Origin of the sequence: Bizionia sp. M204 (assembly GCF_023205095.1) — a bacterium.
GTDB classification, from domain to species: Bacteria; Bacteroidota; Bacteroidia; order Flavobacteriales; family Flavobacteriaceae; genus Algorimicrobium; species Algorimicrobium hallyeonense.
Genome location: NZ_CP046242.1, coordinates 1967213 through 1985925 on the forward strand (window position 1 = coordinate 1967213; position 18713 = coordinate 1985925).

The following is an 18713-nucleotide window of genomic DNA, read 5'->3' on the forward strand; positions in this document are numbered from 1 at the left end:
GATTCAAATCATTACAAAACTAGGAAAACCATCTTAACAATAAACTTTAAATAGCAAACTTTGGAATTAAAAGACATATTCGGAAAAGCATTATTGGATTATCAATCGGGAAATTATACGGAAGATTTAATTACTTCTACAAATATTTCTGAAGACGATGAGTTACCTATTCCTTATTTATTTAGAGCGTTTAAGGACATGCCCATGCTTGAACAGAAAGCTTTACAGTTAGCAAAAGGGAAAATTTTAGATGTTGGGTGTGGTGCAGGGAGTCATAGTTTATATTTACAAGAAGAAGGTTTTTCCGTTAAAGCCATTGATGTTTCGGAAGGTGCTATTGATGTGGCTACAGAACGTGGTGTAAAAAACGCTGAATTAAAAGCCCTTTTAGATGAAACCGAAACTTTTGACACCATTTTATTACTGATGAATGGTACAGGAATATTTCAAGAGTTATCTGAAGTCAGCACCTACTTAAACCATTTAAAATTGTTGTTGAATCCTGGTGGTCAGGTTCTAATAGATTCTTCAGATATAAAATACATGTACGAAGATGAAGATGGCGGTTTATGGACTGATACCCAAGCCAATTATCATGGCGAATTGGACTACTATTTAAGTTATAAAGGTGAAGATGAAATCCCTATGAAATGGTTATATCTAGATTTTGAAACCTTGAATCTTGCGTGCCAAACGGTTGGATTAAAATGTGAGAAGATACTAGAAGGTGCGCATTATGATTATTTGGCACGATTATATTACTAGTTCAAGGTTTAAATTTCAAGGTTTAAAGTTCAGTGCTCTAGGTTCACGGTTTTTGGTTTAAGGTTTTCCCAATTTCAACAATCATTAATCATTAATCTCCAATCCCTACTAATGCCTAAATACTAATAAACTTGAACTCCTCCCAAATAGGTTTGTTCCACTTTAGTTTCAGGAACTTGCTGAATATCAACATTCATAATATCACGATCTAGCATAATAAAATCGGCAAACTTACCTGCTTCTATACTCCCCTTTTCGTTTTCTTCAAAATTAGAATAAGCTGCCCAAATGGTCATACCACGCAAAGTCTCTTCACGTGATAAGGCATTTTCCATTTGAAAACCATCTTTAGGAAATTCCTTTAAATCCTGTCTGGCAACAGCGGCATAAAAGGTTAAAAATGGACTTACTTTTTCCACAGGAAAATCGGTTCCTAGTGCTACTTTCCCGTATGTATCTAATAACTTTTTATAAGCATAAGCACCTTTAATACGTTCAGCTCCTATCCTATCTTCAGCCCAATACATATCGCTAGTTGCATGTGTAGGTTGTATGGATGGCATAATGTCATCAAATTTTTCAAAATCTTCCGGTGAAACAATTTGTGCATGTTCAATACGCCAACGTCTATCATTTTTGCCCTTGAGTGCTTTTTTATAAATATTTAAAACGGCATGATTGGCAGAATCACCAATAGCATGTGTATTCAATTGGAATTCTGAATTCGCAATTCGTGTTGCTGCTTTTTCTAAATAATCTAAACTCGTAACCGGTAAACCGTAAACAGTATGTACATCGGAATACGGCTCACGCAATAAAGCCCCACGCGATCCAAGCGCGCCATCAGACGAGATTTTAAACGAGCGAATATGCAAACGGTCCGTTTTTACAATGCCGTTTTGTAAGTAGTAATCTAACTGATCTTCCGTACCACTTGCCATAACGTATAAACGAATTTTTAAATCGCCCGTCTCATACAAACTGTCCATTATTTCAATGGCATCAGCCGACACGCCGGCATCATCAATAGTGGTTAAACCATATTTAAAACAGTCTTCTTGTGCGGCTAAAAGCGCTTTGACACGTTGACTTTTTGAGGCTACCGGCCAGTTATTAAAAACAAGATTTTGAGCACGATCTACTAAAACACCCGTTAATTTACCGTCCTTTTTAATGAAATCGCCACCATCAATCTGACTGGTTTCCGTTACATTTCCTAAATCTAATGCAGCTTGATTAAACAAAGTAGCATGACCATCCACACGACCTAAAGCAATAGGTGTATCCGGGAAAAGCTGATTGAGTAAAGCGTTATTAGGAAATTCTTTTTCTTCCCAATCATTTTGATCCCAACCTCTGGCATAAATAACGCCAAGTTGATTCTCGTTCTGAAAATCTAAAACACGCTTTAAAACTTCATCAAAACTATCCGTCCCCATTAAATCCACACTTAATAAATTATTACCTAAACCTTCAAAATGTGCGTGCGCATCAATGAAGCCTGGCACAATAGTTTTGCCTTGGGCATCAATAATAGTATCTGCTACGTATTTTTCTTGAAGTATTTTTGAAGAGGCAATTTCTAAAAACTTGCCATCTTTTATGGCGAAGGCTTCAGCTTTATCAAAATTACCGTTTACCGTGTAGATGTTTCCGTTGATTACAATAGCATCAACTGGCGTTTTTTCTTTTTGACAAGACAATACGGTTGCTAAAATGGCTAGGGTTAGAAGTTTTTTCATATTCATTTTATAAATAGTTTTCAATGCGTTCTGCTTTATAGTAGGAATACGCAAAAGAACGTTTTGTAAAAATAGTAAAAGCGTTCAAATTTGAACGCTTTTATAAAAATTTAGATGAAATTAATGAGATTGCCACGTCGTTACCGCCTCGCAATGATATTCTATCTTTATCTTTTAGAAGTCGAATTTATAAGTCGCACCAGCTAAAGCCTGAAAGCCTTGTACTGGATAATTTAACCAACGTTCATAATTCTGGCTAGCCATATTATTTGCTTTGGCATAAACCGATAATCGGTCGTTTATATGGTAACCTACATGTGCATTGGCATCAAAAAAGCCATCCAATGTTACTTGTTGTGTTGGGTTTAACAATGAAGGAAATAACGGATTATCAATGGTTTGAAAACCTGATAATGACTCGCGTTCACCTTCATAAAACAGACTCGCACCTGCAAACCATTTATCGCTAATTTGATAATCCACAAACAACGAGGCTTTGATATTAGGGAGATTCCAAGCTTCCGCTTCATATTTAGTATCATAAATAAAATAATCGGCTGCCAGACCTAATGTGAAATTACGATTCACATCCACATTCAATTCGCCACCAAATGAAAAGGTTGATACATTATCATAAACAACGCCAAACGAATTCCCGTATTGATAGGTTTCATTTAAATCGAAACCAAAAGGAATTAAATTGTTTCGGAATAAAGCTTTATCATTTTCAGCTATGTAAGCACCTTTAAGATTATACCCCATACTATTGGATATTTTTCCTTTAAGTCCAACAAAAGCATGATATTGCTGATCTGTTGGAATAATACTTAAAGTTGGCGAAACAAATGGGTTATCCTGTGCAAAGCTGTAATAGGTATTCTGAATTAAGCCACCTTTAATACCACCATAAGCAATAACCAATTCATCTACCACACGATAGGAAGCAGAAATATTTGGGTAAATATAGAATTTGTTATCTCCAGCTTGCGTATCATTTAAATACACCAAGGTTACACCTAGATCTAAAGTTAAATCCTCTTGAATTAATTGATAGGTTGGTGCTAAACCAATGTTGAAATTTCCATATTTCAGTTCGTCATTGGTTATGTAGTTTCTATCGAAACTACCACCAAGATAATCGATAGTTAAGGCCGTATTTATTTCGAAATTACTAATTTCAATATCAGAACTTATTTTCGCATTGAAATGATTTTCTCCTGATCCATTATCGTCTCCAAAATGTCTAAAAAGCACGGTTCCTTTATCAATATAGGTGTCTTCAAAAGCTATATCACCACCCACATGAATACCATAAAATGTATGTCCAGCGTCTATTCCTTGCGCATCTGCTTCGGTAAAACGCGGTTGATCCATGCCGTACCAATTATATATTTGGTGCACACCGCCAAGGTTGACATTCCAAGACATATCGCGATTGTTTTGACCGTATGTTGCTTGCATTTTGGTATTATAAAAATTATCATCTAACAACACCTCATCCAGACCACCTTGCGATGAGTGATGACTAAAGTAACCACCTACATTTTCTGTTCTACTAATAGCATGGTTTAAATAAACTTCACCCAAAATACTCGTATAACTACCAAAACCTAAAGACGCATAATTATCATACAATTTAGGTGCCTTTTGCTTATCTAAAACGGCCGCTTTCCCTTTTGCAGGCGTAAATGTAGACGCGACTGGAATTGAAAAAATATTATAGTCTATATCTTTTTTAGTTGCTGTAACATCATCATCTAATGATGGTGTTTCTTTTACCTTAAACGCATCTGAAATGGAAGGCGTATATGGTTTTACCACATTAATAACGTTGGTGTCCAACGTATCTTTATCGCGTTCTTGTGCCCACGAAAAAACCGATATAATAAGAAATAAACTCGTAAATACTATATGAATGTGCTTGCGCATAGATTTATTTTTTGATTGCTGAAATTGCTGCTGTGTTGTCATAATAATTATATCCAATTAGTTTCCTGCTGGATCTTGTTCTTGTACGGATGCGTTTGTTTTGGCTTGCTCTGATTTAATTTTGGTTAATTCATTTTGAGCTTCCGTAACCACATCGTCATAGTCTTTGAAATTTTCAATAACGCTTTCTAAAATATAGGTGGCTTGAAAGGCATCATTTAAGGCATAATAATTTTTAGCCATAAGCACCAAACCTTTGGCACTATACTTTTTATAACCTGAAAAATCCTTGGCTAATTTTTGAACCGTAATATTAGACGCTTCATGATTTCCCGCTTTATTTTCAAAATACGCTTTGAAATAAAATGCTTCCGCGGCTGTTTCTCCAGATGCTGTTTTTTCTACTTCGGCATAAGCCGTTTTAGCACGTGTTTCATCGTTTGTTTTCATGGCAGAACGTGCAATAATAACATAAGCATCACTGGTAATTCTATTATCAATTTTTGATTGCTGCAACACCTTTTCAGCATACCCAACGGCGTCATTATATTTATTTAATTGATAATTGGCTTTCATTAAATTGGATTGCGCATACACGACATTCTGTGGAAAACGGGCTTCGGTTTCCAAACGCTTCAGCACAGGAATGGCAGCTGACCAATTTTTAGAATCTAAATGAATTTGTGATAATCTAGATAAAGCTTCCTCTGTAAACTCACTTGGCGTTGCACTAATAACCACTTGGTAATGTGGCGCCGCATTTTCTTTTAAATCGGTTTTAAAGTATAACTGTGCAACATAAAAATGCGCTTTCAAATTATGAAGTCCCTTTGGAAACTGATTTAAATACCCATTAAATTGCTTAATGGCATCGTCCGTTTTGTTATCTAAATATTTCTTTTCGGCAGACTCGTACGTGGCATTATCTAAATCGGCATCAGAAACAGCTACATAATCTAGCGTTTGTACCCAAGCTGCATATTCGTTGACGCGACCTAAATCAATATAAATTAATCTGACGGTTGAAACCGCTTGATTGGCTTCAGCTGTATTTGGATAATTGGTTGCTACAGTTTTAAATTTATCGAGTGCTTCGTTATTTCTACTGGCATTATAATGCACTAAACCTTGACGCAATAAGGCTTTAGGCACGAAGGTGCTTCTCGGATTTTCACGAGCCAAACGATCGTACATTTTCATGGCTTCCACCGTTTGATTAGCTTTGATATAGGAATTACCAAGCTCGTACATGGCATCATCCCGAAGTGTAGAGTTTGGATATATCTGAATAAATTCTTCTAAACCACTTATTTTATGGGAAGATTTACCTTCATAACCTTCACTTAATGTTTTTTGGAAAAAGGCATAATCGGCATCCACCTTATTCATTTTTACAGCTTTATCATAGGCAGCAATAGCAGCACTATAATTACTAGACACAAAATGCGCATCACCCAAACGTAAATACGTATCGTTTAAACGCACGGGATCTAAATCAGTTCCTTGGAGAAACTTATTAAAAAACTCGCTGGATTTTGTGTAGTTCTTTTGCTTGAAATAGGTATAAGCTATGTTATAATCACTGTTTTTATATTCGGGCGTTGTCGCTGCCGTATTGGATTGTTGAAATTGTTTGAAACCAATTAAAGCATCATCGTAATTCGTTAAATTATAGTCGGTTTCTGCTTTCCAAAAGGTCGCACGCGTGGTGTATGTTTCGTTGATAGCTTCTTTAATAGATTTATTAAAAAGTGCTTTTGCTTCTTGATAATTCCCTTCATTGTACAATTCCAATCCACGATAAAAAGTCACTTTCTGATAGGCTTCCTTACTGGCAAAACTGCGTTTCCCTTCTAATAACTTTAAAGCTTCTTGATAATTTTTGGAGGTGATATAAGAATCAATTAAAAGCAATTCAATTTCCTCTTTATAGGTTGAATTTGGATAGGTTTCCAAATAGGTTGTCAACACCTGCGGAACGGATTGATAGGGATTACCAATTTCGTAACTAATTTTGGCATAGTTCAACCAAGCATCTTCTTGAATCTTTAAATCGAAATCCATTTGTGATGCATTTCGGAACGCATTTAAAGCCTCTTGTTTTTTATTTAATTTGATATAGCTTTCTCCTAAATGGTAATAGGCATTTTGCGCCACACTATTATTACCGTCAATAATTTTATTGAATTCTGAAATAGCTTTTTCAAAATCGCCTTGTTTGTAATACGCATAACCTAATTGATAGTAATCCGTATTATTCCATTTGCCATTTTTACCTTGGTATTCGGATAAATAAGGAAGGGCTTCCGCATATTTTTGCTGGTTGAAATAGCTTTCACCTATAATTTTATTGAGCTCTGAAATTTCAACTCGGTTGCTTTTTGGCAATTGGGCTTTGGCAAGTTTAATAGCTTCGTCAAAATTCCCTAATTTAAAATTTAAATCTGCTTGATAATAAGACAGTTTTTCTTTGTATTTTTCTTGATCACTAACTTGATCAAAATAGGTATTTGCTTCCTGATAATCATCACTTTCGTAAGCCATAAACCCAATGTAATATTTAGCTTGAGAGCCATATTCTTTGGAGTTTTCAATACGCGACAAATAGTTTCTAGCCGTTTTATAATCCTTGGTTGCAAAGGCTACATAGCCCATATTGAAACTAAACTTATCACGTTCGCTTCTAGACAAACTATTTTCATCTACACGATCATACCATTTTTTGGCATACGCATATTTTCCATTAGTAAAGTAATAGTCGGCTACATCTAAAAAAGCCGAATTTCGCTTGGTGCTTGTTGGATGATTTTCAACAAAATCTTCAATAAGTTTATCGGCATTTTGTTGGTTTAAACGAACAGCACAATTAGCCACGTAATAATCGCAATCAGCAATAATTTCATCATTGTCTGCTGTTTTTTTTAACTCCTTAAATAAGGATTGTGCTGCTTGATATTGACTATTGTTATATAAAGTCAGTGCTTTTTGATAATCCACTAAATGATTGGTGTAAGCCTCGGATTGCTGGGCATGACTTTTTAGAAGAATTCCTAATAAGAATATGAGTAAAAGAACCGTTTTTTTCAACATGAAACCGTTTTTAGATTTAAAATCAAAGATAATTTAATATGTATTTTATAACGTTAGAAATATGTTATAATTATAAACAGACATATAAAAATAATACTTGTTAAGCAGAAAACCGCAAAGATTACAACTTGAATACCAAAAGCCGAAATTTATGCAACAAATTATCCAACTGCTTTCCCATTTTACCAATAATTACGTACTTTGTCAGGCGTAATAAAACAATACAAATAATTTATTTAAATTCATGCAGCACGTACTTCATCTTAAGGATGCCTCTATATTTCAAGGCGATAGTTTAGTTTTATCTGATGTTAATGTGGAAATTAACAAAGGTGATTTTGTGTATTTAATTGGTAAAACGGGATCTGGCAAAAGTAGTTTTATGAAAACGCTGTATGGTGATTTACAGCTTACTAAAGGTGAAGGCAGTATTGTAGATTTCGATTTACGAAACTTAAAAGAAAAAGACATTCCTTTTTTAAGACGAAAACTAGGTGTCGTTTTTCAAGACTTTAAATTATTAACCGACAGAACGGTAAACGAGAATTTACTATTTGTTTTAAAAGCAACTGGCTGGAAAGACAAAAAGGAAATGAATACACGTGTAGAGGAGGTTTTAGATAAGGTTGACATGAAAACAAAAGGGTTTAAATTCCCTCATGAATTATCCGGTGGCGAACAGCAACGTGTGGCTATTGCACGCGCGCTATTAAACAATCCGGAACTTATTTTAGCTGATGAACCTACCGGGAATTTAGATCCCCAAACTAGTGTGGAAGTCATGGAAGTACTACGTGATATTAATAAAAATGGTAATACCATTTTAATGGCAACTCACGATTATGCGTTACTATTGAAATACCCGAGTAAAACCCTAAAATGTGACGACAATCAGATTTTTGAGGTGGTGCAACGTAAGGCATAATTTGTTTTCAGATTCTAAAATTTTAGTAGTTATAAATGCCCTCTATCCTTTTATCATGTTTTATACAAAAATAAAGTCGCATTTCCACTTACTGTAAAACGGTATAACCACAATTAATTATGTAGATTTGACCCCTTGACTAAAATGCCCAAATGCTTTCTATTTTAATTCCAACATATAATTATAATGTATATCCGCTAGCCAATAAGCTAATGGAAGACGCAAGTCGTTTAGGCATTCCATGCGAATTAATTTGTATGGACGATGGTTCTGGTTCGGATTTAAACACAGCCAATGAACGGATTAACACCTTACCCAACGCTACTTTTTTAGTAAGTAAAAAAAACAACGGTAGAACCCTTACCCGTCAACTGCTAGCCAAACAAGCCAATAACGATTGGCTTTTGTTTTTAGATGCTGATGTTATGCCGAAAAATGATGATTTTTTAAAAAAATATATGGATTTGATTAGTGACTCAAATCCCATTATTTTTGGTGGTATTGCCTATAATGAAAAAGATTACCAATTAGAAAACTCACTCCGTTTTAAATTTGGCAGTAAACGCGAAGTTGTAAGTGCTCAAAAGCGCAATAAATTACCATATCGCGTGGTGTGTTCTGCAAATTTCCTAACCAAAAAAAACATGTTTCTGGATATTAACGCGTTAAATTTAAATCACGCTTATGGTATGGATTACATTTTTGGAATGACATTGAAAACACAATTAATTCCTGTAAAACATATTGACAACGAGGTTTATCATTTAGGTATTGATGAAAATCATAACTTTTTAGCTAAAACAAAACGAGGGCTTCAAACGTTACATTCTAGGAACAACGATATGATTATTTTGAATAATCAAATTAATCTTCTAAAATACTATAGAATCTTAAAAAAATTAAGACTTCATAACTGTTTTGGTCAATTTATGTTATATTTAGATAAACCTGTAACGTCAAATTTGGTCAACAGTAAAAACCCAAGTTTGTTTTTATTTGACTTATATAGGTTGGGGTATTTTTGTAGACTTAAATAGACTTTCAGCCTCTTGAACCATTAATCTTTCAATTCTAACACCAATTTGAATAATTTAACAACTTCTTCAAACCCACTTTTTTCAATTATAATTCCGCTTTATAACAAGGCTAATTTTGTAAAAAGCACCATTGCTCAGGTTTTAAATCAACGTTTTCAAAATTTTGAAATTATTGTGATTAATGACGGGTCAACAGATGCCAGTTTAGACGTTGTTCAAAATATTAAAAACGACAAAATCTCTATTTTCACCACAAAAAACCAAGGTGTATCAGCTGCTAGGAATTTTGGTGTTTCTAAAGCAAGAACTGATTATATGGTGTTTTTAGACGCCGATGATTCATGGCTTCCAAATCATTTAGAAAACTTAAAAAACTTATTAGATGCGTTTCCAGACTGTGGTTTATATTGCACAGGTTATGCTAAAAAAATAAAATCGCATGTGTACCCAGCGTCTTTTAATAAGGTTCCAAATGACGTAAATTGGTACGGAATTATACCCGATTATTTTGAATCGAGTATAACCAATGCTATAGCATGGACTTCTGCCAGCATGGTTCCTAAAAGTGTGTTGCTCGAATTAAAGGGTTTTGATGAAGGCATTACATTTGGCGCTGGTGAAGACACAGATCTATGGATCCGTATTGCCTTGAAGTATCCTGTAGCTTTTAATAATGACGTAACAGCCATACATAATCTTCATGCAGAAAATAGAATTTCTAATACAAAAACAGATTTACGCACCTTTATAGATTTAGATAAGTATGACAGTTTTGCCAAAAACCACCCTTCTTTAAAAACGTATTTAGATATAAATAGATTTTCAATTGGAATTAAATACCGTTTAAATGGGCAGCATGTTTTGGCTGAATCCTACTTCCAGAAGATTGACCCCAATAGCTTGAATAGCAAACAACGTATGTTAATAAAGAAGAATCAACAAACCTTAATTGTTTTAAAATACCTTCAAAAAAATTTAAGAAAATGGCGAATTAATTTATCGCCTTTTAAATAGTTCAAACGCTTCATAATCTCGAATATAATCGCTTTCATCATAATCTTCTGAAGCTAAAACCAAGCAGACCGATCCTGAAGAAAAATTATCAATTTCACGCCAAATTCCCGGAACTATTAATAAGCCTTTATCTGGTTTATTTAAGGTGATTTTACGTTCATTTTCACCATCTTTTAGGTGTACTTCAAAACTACCACTTAAGGCAACAAGCATTTGATATAGTTTTTTATGTGCATGACCACCACGATACGAATCGCTTGGTACATCATATAAATAATAGACTCTTTTTATATTAAATGGAATACAGTCTTTTTCAATTACGGCAAGTTTTCCACGTGTATCACTAACCGTTGGAACTTCAACAATTGAAACGTTATTTATAGTTGTTTTCATCTAAATTTTCAATTAATTTTTTCCAATCTTCACTAATATTTTCTAAAGAAAACTTTTCAACACTCCTTTTAGCATTGGATTTGCATTGCTGGTAGAGTGTCTCATCAAATATAAAACTATTCATGGCTTCTGCCAGAGCATTCGCATTATAATTTTCTACGAGCAAGCCATTGTGTTTGTTCTGAATAATTTCATTAGGACCAGATTGGCAATCTACAGAAATAACTGGTGTTTCTAAATATAAGGATTCCGGTAATACCAACGGAAACCCTTCATAACGACTGCTTAAAACCGTAAACTTTGCATGTTTAGCATATATATAAGGGTTGTCGGTTTGCGGTTTAAACACGACATCTTTCTCTAATTTAAGCGTTTTTACAAAACCCGTTAACATGGCTTTATCTGAACCGCTTCCTAAAATTAAAAGTTTATAGTTTTGCCGTGCTAATGCCGATTTCTTGAAAGCTTCAATAAGCAACTTCAGATTTTTAGAATCATCATCTAATCGGCCATAAAATAAAATATAGTCGGTTTCTAAAAACGGATCATTATTTGGCTCTGACGCTCGTTTATCAATGTTCTGAAAGTCAAATGCATTATGAATACATTCAATATATTTTAAGTTATATTTCTTTTTAAAATGAGTTGCAATGGCTTCAGAAACACCAATCATAACGTCATGCTTATACAAATAGCTACTTAACCAATCCTGCTTTGGAAACATGATATTGGTTTCAAACGAATGAATAACATAGACCGTTGGTGCTTTATAAATGAATTTGGAAATAATAAATTCCCGATACGATTGTACACGCGAACGATGATCTATAATAACATCAAAATTCTGTGTTTTTAAAAACTTCCTAAACTTAAAAAGCCTAGAAATCCGGTTAAAGGATGATTGCTTATCAGATTTGTAAAGCCCTAAATTAAATAAGGTTCCCGAAAAGGTATAGAATACATCTGGAAAAATGGTAACAATATGCACATCATAACCTAGCCTATATAGCAAGTGAGACTGCAAAGCTGCCGCATGTTCCGCACCACCTTTTCCAAGGGATGATACTACCAAACAAATCTTTTTATTGTTACTTTGCAAGAATTAGTTTTTAGAAATCAAATATAGTAAATGAAAATCTTATTATTAGGAGAATACAACTCTTCACACTATACTTTAAAAGAAGGTTTGGAAAAACTGGGCCATGAGGTATTGGTTGTTGGACATGGTGATGGTTTCAAGAAAAGAAAAGTAGACATAAAATACACCTTAAAATACACTGAAGGTTTTTTTGGTAAGCTTAAATCTGTATTGTTTAGATTATTTGGTTTAGATATAACATCCATGGATGTAAATAGGCAGTTTGATACTTTTAAAGACCAATTAACAGGTTTTGATGTTGTTCAATTAATAAATGAAGCGGCTTTTAATACGACACCTAAAGTAGAAAAACGTTTATTAAAGTTCATTTTTGAAAATAACAAAAACGTTTTTTTAATGTCCTGTGGTACCGACTATGTGAGCGTAAAATATGCTTTTGAAAAAAAATTCAAATACTCGATATTGACGCCATATTTTGAGAATAAAGGCTCTAAAAAAGATTTCTGGCATGCGCTCATGCACCTAACAAAACCTTATGTAGACTTGCATGAATACGTGTATAAAAACATTAAAGGTGTACTGGCTAGCGATTTGGATTACCACATTCCTTTAATAGGAAATAAAAAATATTTGGGCATGATGCCTAACCCTATAAATTTAGAAAAATTAGATTATATCGATTTAAAAGTAACCGATAAAATTGTCATTTTTCATGGTATCAATCAAAAGAATTATTACAAAAAAGGCAATGATATTTTTGAAGCTGCTTTGAACATTTTAAAGAAAAACCATGCCGATAAAATTGATATTATAACCGTAAGAAGCTTACCTTATGATGCGTATATAAAAGCTTTTGATACAGCACATATTTTATTAGACCAAGTATTTGCTTATGACCAAGGTTTTAATGCGTTGGAAGCTATGGCAAAAGGTAAAGTCGTATTTACAGGTGCAGAACAAGAATGGTTAGATTATTATAATATTGAAGCAGATACGATTGCCATTAATGCGGAACCTGATGCTGAAAAAATTGCAAAAAAATTAGAATGGTTGGTATTACATCCTGAAAAAATTTCAGAAATCTCCAAAAACGCTCGAGCTTTTATTGAAAAAGAACATCATTATGTTGATGTTGCAAAACTGTATTTAGAAACGTGGGAATCTAAACTCTCGGAAAACGCAACTCCAAAGATACTCTAGTTATATCCTTATTATTATTTACGGCTGCACCATGAATTAAAAAAGGCGTAAAAATTAAAGCGTCTCCCGGTTTTGGGTTTGGTCTTGTCATTTTAATAGTTCCGGTTTTGGTTTCCAATATACATGGCACATAATATATATTACCATTAATTTCGGCACCTTTACTCGCGGTTCTTAAAATGTTATTCTCTGGAATTAAATGGCTGCCTGGAAAAACAGGTAAGGATGAGTTTTCATTACAGCCTTCAATTGGAATCCATACATTTATAATATCTTCCCAATAGCTTAAGTAACCATCTCTGTGAGGTGGATTTATATCTAAAGAATTCGGTCTGCTTATCCTGATTTGGATATGCGATTTTTGGAGTTCTTCAACCCATGATGTTAATTTATAACCTAAAATTGCTCCAAAACGTTCTGCTAGCGCATCAATATTAAAGTCGAAATCTTCGTTTTCTAAATTTCTAGTGATGTTAATTACTTGGTTGTGTAATTCATCTGTGTTTACTATTTCATGGTATTTAGCTAGTGTAAAGGTGTTTTCATCCAACGAAATATTATTTGCTTTTATAGCCTTAATTATGTTTTGAGTTAGAGATTCTTTCAATCTTGAAAATTCATCATTTATAAAAGCACCAACAACTTTATACCCTTCATGCTCCCAAGGCATTTTTGATAAAACACTATTTGTTTTATTATAAAGCAATTCTTCTTTTCCCCAAAAAAACGCACCCTTTACATTAAACTCATAAGGTTTATCATCAATATATATATGACAGGTTTTTGTATTCATAGGTTTAAGAATCTAATTCATTTTCATCTTCAGAAATCACACCAAACAATGATGAACTAAAAATAAGCAATATCAATCCGTAATATAAAACATAGGATGCAAAGTGTGCAATATTAGCACCTTTTACACCATAAATATCAATAAAGTAAATACTCATAAAATATAAAATCGCCACTGAAAAAGCTTCGGTTATAATATAATGCCAGAACATTTTTTTTGCTAAAAACTGATACGCAATTACAATGGAAAGTACTTTTACGAAATCGCCTAATAATTGCCACAAGAATAAATCGGCTACGGGTTTGAACTCTTCAGTAAAAAGTACCAAAACTATAATATGGCGCAATAAATAAATCACTAATAATCCGCCAGCAAAAATGGGAATAATAGTTTTATAGAAATTGAAAACTTCGGCTCTAAATTCTTTTTTATTATCAATTTCAGAAAATCTTGGTAAAATATAAAGGGTCAATAAAGAGGATACGAACATTAAGTAATATCGAGAAATTCGGTTCATAGATTCCCACATACCGGCTTCTCTTAATCCAACCGTATCTGTTATATAATTCCGAATGGCAATGGCTACAATTGGCAGTAAAAAGGCAGAAAAAATAGCCATCACAGAATAAGAACTCAATTTTTTCACATAATCTAAACTAATATGTTTCACCTGGATTAATCCTGCCAAACTACGCCTGTTAGCAATACCAACCAAGGTAATAAAGAATAACAAGGATTCAGAGATAACAACCGAAATCAAAGCACCATCCAAGCGCTCTTTATATATTAATAGAATGGTTATGGAAAGCCCAAAAATCTGTCCAATAATATTAATAACAATCAGTATTTTATATTTTGAAAAGCCATTCAGGATTCCAAAAATGAACATGTTTAAGGCATAAAATGGCAAAGCAATGGCCATAATCCGGATTACATAAGCGTAGTCATTATAATAGGCAAAGACAGAATCATTAATGGATTCCGCATTATAGTAACAGAAAAAAGATACGATTATGGTCGCAATAAAACCGGAATAGAAAACGGTGGAAATTGTTTTACTAAGCTCCAAAGTATTCTCTTTGAATTCGGCAACATATTTTACCACGCCATTATACAAACCCAATGTAGAAACCGCTTGAACCGAGCTTAAAAAATTACGCAAGTTCCCAATTAAAGCCATTCCTTCTAATCCAACAAATAAAGCAATCACTTTGGAGGTTAAAAACCCAGAAATGATTTTAACTAACATTGAAACCGAGTTTAACGAGGCAACCTTAAACAAGACATTACTATTAATATAGTTTAATAAACGTTTCAATTAGTAGGTGTTTAGGATGTTAATAATTTTTATCACATCAGAATCTGACAGAATTGGGCTCATGGGAATACTAACCACATTGTTATGTATAGTTTCTGTAATGGGTAATTTTAAATGCGCATAGTTATGTAATGCCGTTTGCTTATGCGGTGGAATTGGGTAATGGATTAGGGTTTCCACATTATGTGACTGCAAATAGTTTACAAACAAAGCTCTATCTTCTACCTGAACCACAAACACATGAAATACATGATTTTCAGAACCGTCATAGAATGGCAGTTTTATTTTTGGGTTTTTAACACCTTTCAAATACTGATTTGCTACTCGGCGTCTTTCGTTATTATCAGCATCTAAATCTGGTAATTTAATATTTAAAAAAGCAGCTTGAAGGGCATCTAAACGTTTATTATAACCAACACGTGTATTTACATATTTTTTTTCAGAGCCATAATTTCGCAATTCAGAAATAGCCTTTGCTAATGCCTTATTGTTTGTTGTTACTGCGCCAGCATCACCTAATGCACCCAAATTTTTTCCTGGATAAAAGCTAAACGCAGCTGCATCTGCCAAATTTCCTGCTCTTTTTCCGTTGGAATATTTTGCTCCTTGCGCTTGAGCAGCATCTTCCACAACCAGTAAATTATGATTTTTAGCTAGATTATTTATGCCGTCCATATTGGCCAATTGACCATATAAATGCACGACCAAAATAGCTCTTGTTTTTGATGAAATGTGTGTTTCAATTTTAGAAACATCAATGTTGTAAGTTTCTGGATCTGGCTCAACAAAAATAGGCTTTAAGTCGGCATGAATAATGGCTAAAACACTCGCTATAAACGTATTTGCAGGTACGATAACTTCATCACCAGGTTTTAATTTCCCTAATGCCATGTAGGCCTTAAAAATTAAAATTAAAGCATCCAATCCATTACTGATGCCTATGGTATATTTGGTACCACAATATTGTGAAAAACGCGTTTCAAAGGCATCAACTTCAGGACCAAGAATGTAGCTGCCATTTTTTAAAAATTGCTGAAATTTTTCTTGAAATGCTGCTTCATAACGTGCATTTATTGCTGGAAGATCTAGAAATTTTATCATAGCATCACGTTATTTAGTTTTACATGATTACACACGGGTACCGAATAAAAATCTTGTGTCATACTACGAGCTCCAAATCCTTCTTTCCAATAGAGTAATCCAGAATTCACCTGTTTACCTTGATTTTCGTTAGAAATACCAAAGTCGAAAAATGGTTTATTTTTAAAGGCAGTTTTCAAAAGAAAGTCATGTAAAAAATCCAAACTCCCTAATTGATTTTTATCCGCATTCCCCGAAATATATTGCGAATGTGCTACCTGATCTGTTATAAAAATCGTGGTTCCAGCAACCAATTCATTATTTCTATAAACGTTGAATTGCTTAATATTATTAGGAAAACGCTCTTGTAATAATTTAATTTCGTTTAATGAATGAACTGGTTTCGCGTCATGCTTTTCTTCCAAATTCGGTATAAGAATGGTATTCCAAAAATCATCAAAAAGATTGTCATTTTTAACGACTAATTGATTTTTAACACCACGTTTTACGCCATCCTTTCGGTCTTTTGAAAATGCTACTTCTTCAGAAAGTTTCACAACTGAAAGCATATCACGCCTGATTAATTTGGCTTCCATTAAAAACATGAGGTAGTTACTTTCATCGCTTGGAATACTTGAATATATGGCAGGCAATTGTTTAATTTGCAATGTATTAAACCCTTCAGATTCGAAAAACAGAAGAAGACTTTTAAAAATTTCTAAAACCGCATGAAATTTTAATTTGGCACTATATACCAAACCTCCATAGGTTAACCCTTGATGACTAAAAATTGTTTTTTCTACTTTATTAGCTGGAAAAACGGCAATAGGTTTATCATTTTTAAATATAATTACAGACGCATCCTGAAAACGATCTTGATGATAGTCTATAAAATCCCGATGGAATAAAAACGTACCATTTTTAGAATTATAAACCAATTTATTCCATTGAGAATAAAAAGACGGTTCGTAAAACTGAACAGCATATGTAGAATTATTTAAATGGCTATCGGTCAAAATTTAAATTTATTTATAAGCGGTTTCAAGAACCACCAATCGCTTTCTTTAAAATACAACAACACACTAATAATAATTAAAAATTCAAAAGGAAAACTGAATCTATTATTGGTACCATAAGTTAATAGTGCTTGAAGTATGGACGCTATAAATATAACAGACATTATTATAAAACCGATATCTATTGTTCTATTTTTAATGGCTTTTATAATTAATACTGGCACTAAGAGTAAAAAAACAATTCGGAATAGATATATAATAGGTTCCTGAATATACCAAATACCTCGAAATAGTTTGTTGGCGTATTTAAAATTGAAATCGTTATAATTCCAATAAAGCGTAGGGTTCCAGAAATCGCGCCAAGAATAAAAAACCACTTGATGCAAGTATTCCATGGGATTGTTGGCAATGGTAACTTTAGCATATTCTGTTAGCGCTTTGGATAATTCGGAAAACTCCATATGGTATTTATCATAGGCGCCATCGTCATAAGCATACCAAATGGACATGGCAATGTCTTTATTTTCTAGAATGGCTTGGTCTCTATAGGCTACATAAGGCTCTGAAAGCCATTTGAATTCATCGGGAGATTTTTCGGCAAAACGCACACAATTCTGGGAGATATAAACACCCATTAAGGTGGTAGAAGAAAAATAACCGTGATGTTTTTCTACAACCGAAGACCATCCTAGATACGCTAATACAGGAAATACTAAAATGATAAATCGCGAGGCTAATAATTTAAAATTTTTAGGCTCCTGTAAAAACCAAAAACCGTATAATAGAAAAGGAATATATAGATAAAATGGCTTGGTAAGCACCAAATAACCAAATAGTAAACCCAGTATCACATGCATAGCAAACGTTTGCTTGTTTAGGGTAATTAAGTAAAAAGCCAGCGTGATTAATAACAGGACAAAGGTTTCCATTAAAATGGCCGTTTCAAAAAAGTAAATATGAATAAACGTTTGTAAAAACATCGTGATATAAAGACTTTGTTTTTTTGAAAACCTTAAATTCTGTAATAATAAATACCACAAAACAGCTGTTAAAATACCAAATAGAAATTGATAAAAAACAGTACCATACAAATTTCCAAAGGACAGTGCTATAATTAATGCATAACCTGGCGTTCGTGCACCATCATAGCCCGAATAACTTAAGGCAGAAATATGCTGGGCCAAATCAATATAGCCCGAGCTATCTGGATAGATAGTAACATGCGTATAAAACACAAAAAAGATGAACATACGCACCAGTAAACCAAACGCACTGATATAAATTATATTGGTATCCTTTATCATATTTATAA

Annotated in this window: 15 protein-coding genes; 5 read left to right on the forward strand and 10 right to left on the reverse strand. The window is 33.5% G+C overall.

All coding sequences use genetic code 11. The features are described 5' to 3' along the window. The first annotated feature begins 60 nt into the window (after positions 1-60). Complete coding sequence (locus GMA17_RS08940; protein ID WP_248395254.1) at positions 61-765, forward strand: bifunctional 2-polyprenyl-6-hydroxyphenol methylase/3-demethylubiquinol 3-O-methyltransferase UbiG; 705 nt, start codon at positions 61-63, stop codon at positions 763-765. Positions 766-887: 122 nt separating this feature from the next. Here the strand turns inward: GMA17_RS08940 and GMA17_RS08945 are convergent, their stop codons facing one another. The 3 genes from GMA17_RS08945 to GMA17_RS08955 all read right to left on the reverse strand — a co-directional run bounded on the left by GMA17_RS08945 (position 888) and on the right by GMA17_RS08955 (position 7526). Continuing rightward, a complete protein-coding gene (locus tag GMA17_RS08945) occupies positions 888-2507 on the reverse strand; it encodes an amidohydrolase (RefSeq protein WP_248395255.1) in 1620 nt (539 codons plus the stop codon). A 174-nt stretch (positions 2508-2681) separates the two neighbouring features. Beyond that, on the reverse strand, positions 2682-4436 hold the full coding sequence (locus GMA17_RS08950) for a TonB-dependent receptor (protein WP_248395256.1): 1755 nt from the start codon (positions 4434-4436) through the stop codon (positions 2682-2684). Between the two features lie 57 nt (positions 4437-4493). Next, positions 4494-7526, reverse strand: a complete 3033-nt coding sequence (locus tag GMA17_RS08955; RefSeq protein WP_248395257.1) for a tetratricopeptide repeat protein — start codon at positions 7524-7526, stop codon at positions 4494-4496. A gap of 244 nt (positions 7527-7770) precedes the next feature. Between GMA17_RS08955 and GMA17_RS08960 the strand changes: the two genes are divergently transcribed. The 3 genes from GMA17_RS08960 to GMA17_RS08970 all read left to right on the forward strand — a co-directional run bounded on the left by GMA17_RS08960 (position 7771) and on the right by GMA17_RS08970 (position 10502). Continuing rightward, positions 7771-8451, forward strand: coding sequence for a cell division ATP-binding protein FtsE (locus GMA17_RS08960; protein WP_092209546.1), 681 nt, complete (start codon positions 7771-7773; stop codon positions 8449-8451). 152 nt (positions 8452-8603) lie between these two features. After that, positions 8604-9488 (forward strand): glycosyltransferase family 2 protein, encoded by an 885-nt coding sequence (locus GMA17_RS08965; protein WP_248395258.1) that lies wholly within the window; start codon positions 8604-8606, stop codon positions 9486-9488. 45 nt (positions 9489-9533) lie between these two features. After that, complete coding sequence (locus GMA17_RS08970; protein WP_248395259.1) at positions 9534-10502, forward strand: glycosyltransferase family A protein; 969 nt, start codon at positions 9534-9536, stop codon at positions 10500-10502. Here GMA17_RS08970 and GMA17_RS08975 read toward each other — a convergent pair. Continuing rightward, complete coding sequence (locus GMA17_RS08975) at positions 10485-10895, reverse strand: FdtA/QdtA family cupin domain-containing protein (protein WP_066251022.1); 411 nt, start codon at positions 10893-10895, stop codon at positions 10485-10487. The two genes, GMA17_RS08970 and GMA17_RS08975, sit on opposite strands and share 18 nt — an antisense overlap. Continuing rightward, positions 10876-11967, reverse strand: a complete 1092-nt coding sequence (locus GMA17_RS08980) for a glycosyltransferase (RefSeq protein WP_248395260.1) — start codon at positions 11965-11967, stop codon at positions 10876-10878. The genes GMA17_RS08975 and GMA17_RS08980 overlap by 20 nt, the downstream gene beginning before the upstream one ends. 57 nt (positions 11968-12024) lie before the next feature. Here GMA17_RS08980 and GMA17_RS08985 point away from each other — a divergent pair, with 57 nt between their 5' ends. Continuing rightward, entirely contained in the window at positions 12025-13194 is a 1170-nt protein-coding gene (locus GMA17_RS08985; protein WP_248395261.1) for a glycosyltransferase, read from the forward strand. Here GMA17_RS08985 and GMA17_RS08990 read toward each other — a convergent pair. The 5 genes from GMA17_RS08990 to GMA17_RS09010 form a co-directional block, all read right to left on the reverse strand. After that, positions 13157-13987, reverse strand: coding sequence for a phytanoyl-CoA dioxygenase family protein (locus tag GMA17_RS08990; RefSeq protein WP_248395262.1), 831 nt, complete (start codon positions 13985-13987; stop codon positions 13157-13159). The genes GMA17_RS08985 and GMA17_RS08990 overlap by 38 nt on opposite strands. A 4-nt stretch (positions 13988-13991) precedes the next feature. Beyond that, positions 13992-15236, reverse strand: coding sequence for an O-antigen translocase (locus GMA17_RS08995; protein ID WP_371922357.1), 1245 nt, complete (start codon positions 15234-15236; stop codon positions 13992-13994). 69 nt (positions 15237-15305) lie between these two features. Next, a complete protein-coding gene (locus tag GMA17_RS09000; RefSeq protein ID WP_248395264.1) occupies positions 15306-16406 on the reverse strand; it encodes a DegT/DnrJ/EryC1/StrS aminotransferase family protein in 1101 nt (366 codons plus the stop codon). After that, positions 16403-17401 (reverse strand): GNAT family N-acetyltransferase, encoded by a 999-nt coding sequence (locus tag GMA17_RS09005; protein WP_248395265.1) that lies wholly within the window; start codon positions 17399-17401, stop codon positions 16403-16405. The genes GMA17_RS09000 and GMA17_RS09005 overlap by 4 nt, the downstream gene beginning before the upstream one ends. Beyond that, positions 17398-18705 (reverse strand): glycosyltransferase family 39 protein, encoded by a 1308-nt coding sequence (locus GMA17_RS09010; protein WP_248395266.1) that lies wholly within the window; start codon positions 18703-18705, stop codon positions 17398-17400. Before GMA17_RS09010 ends, GMA17_RS09005 begins: the two co-directional genes overlap by 4 nt. Positions 18706-18713: the final 8 nt, after the last annotated feature.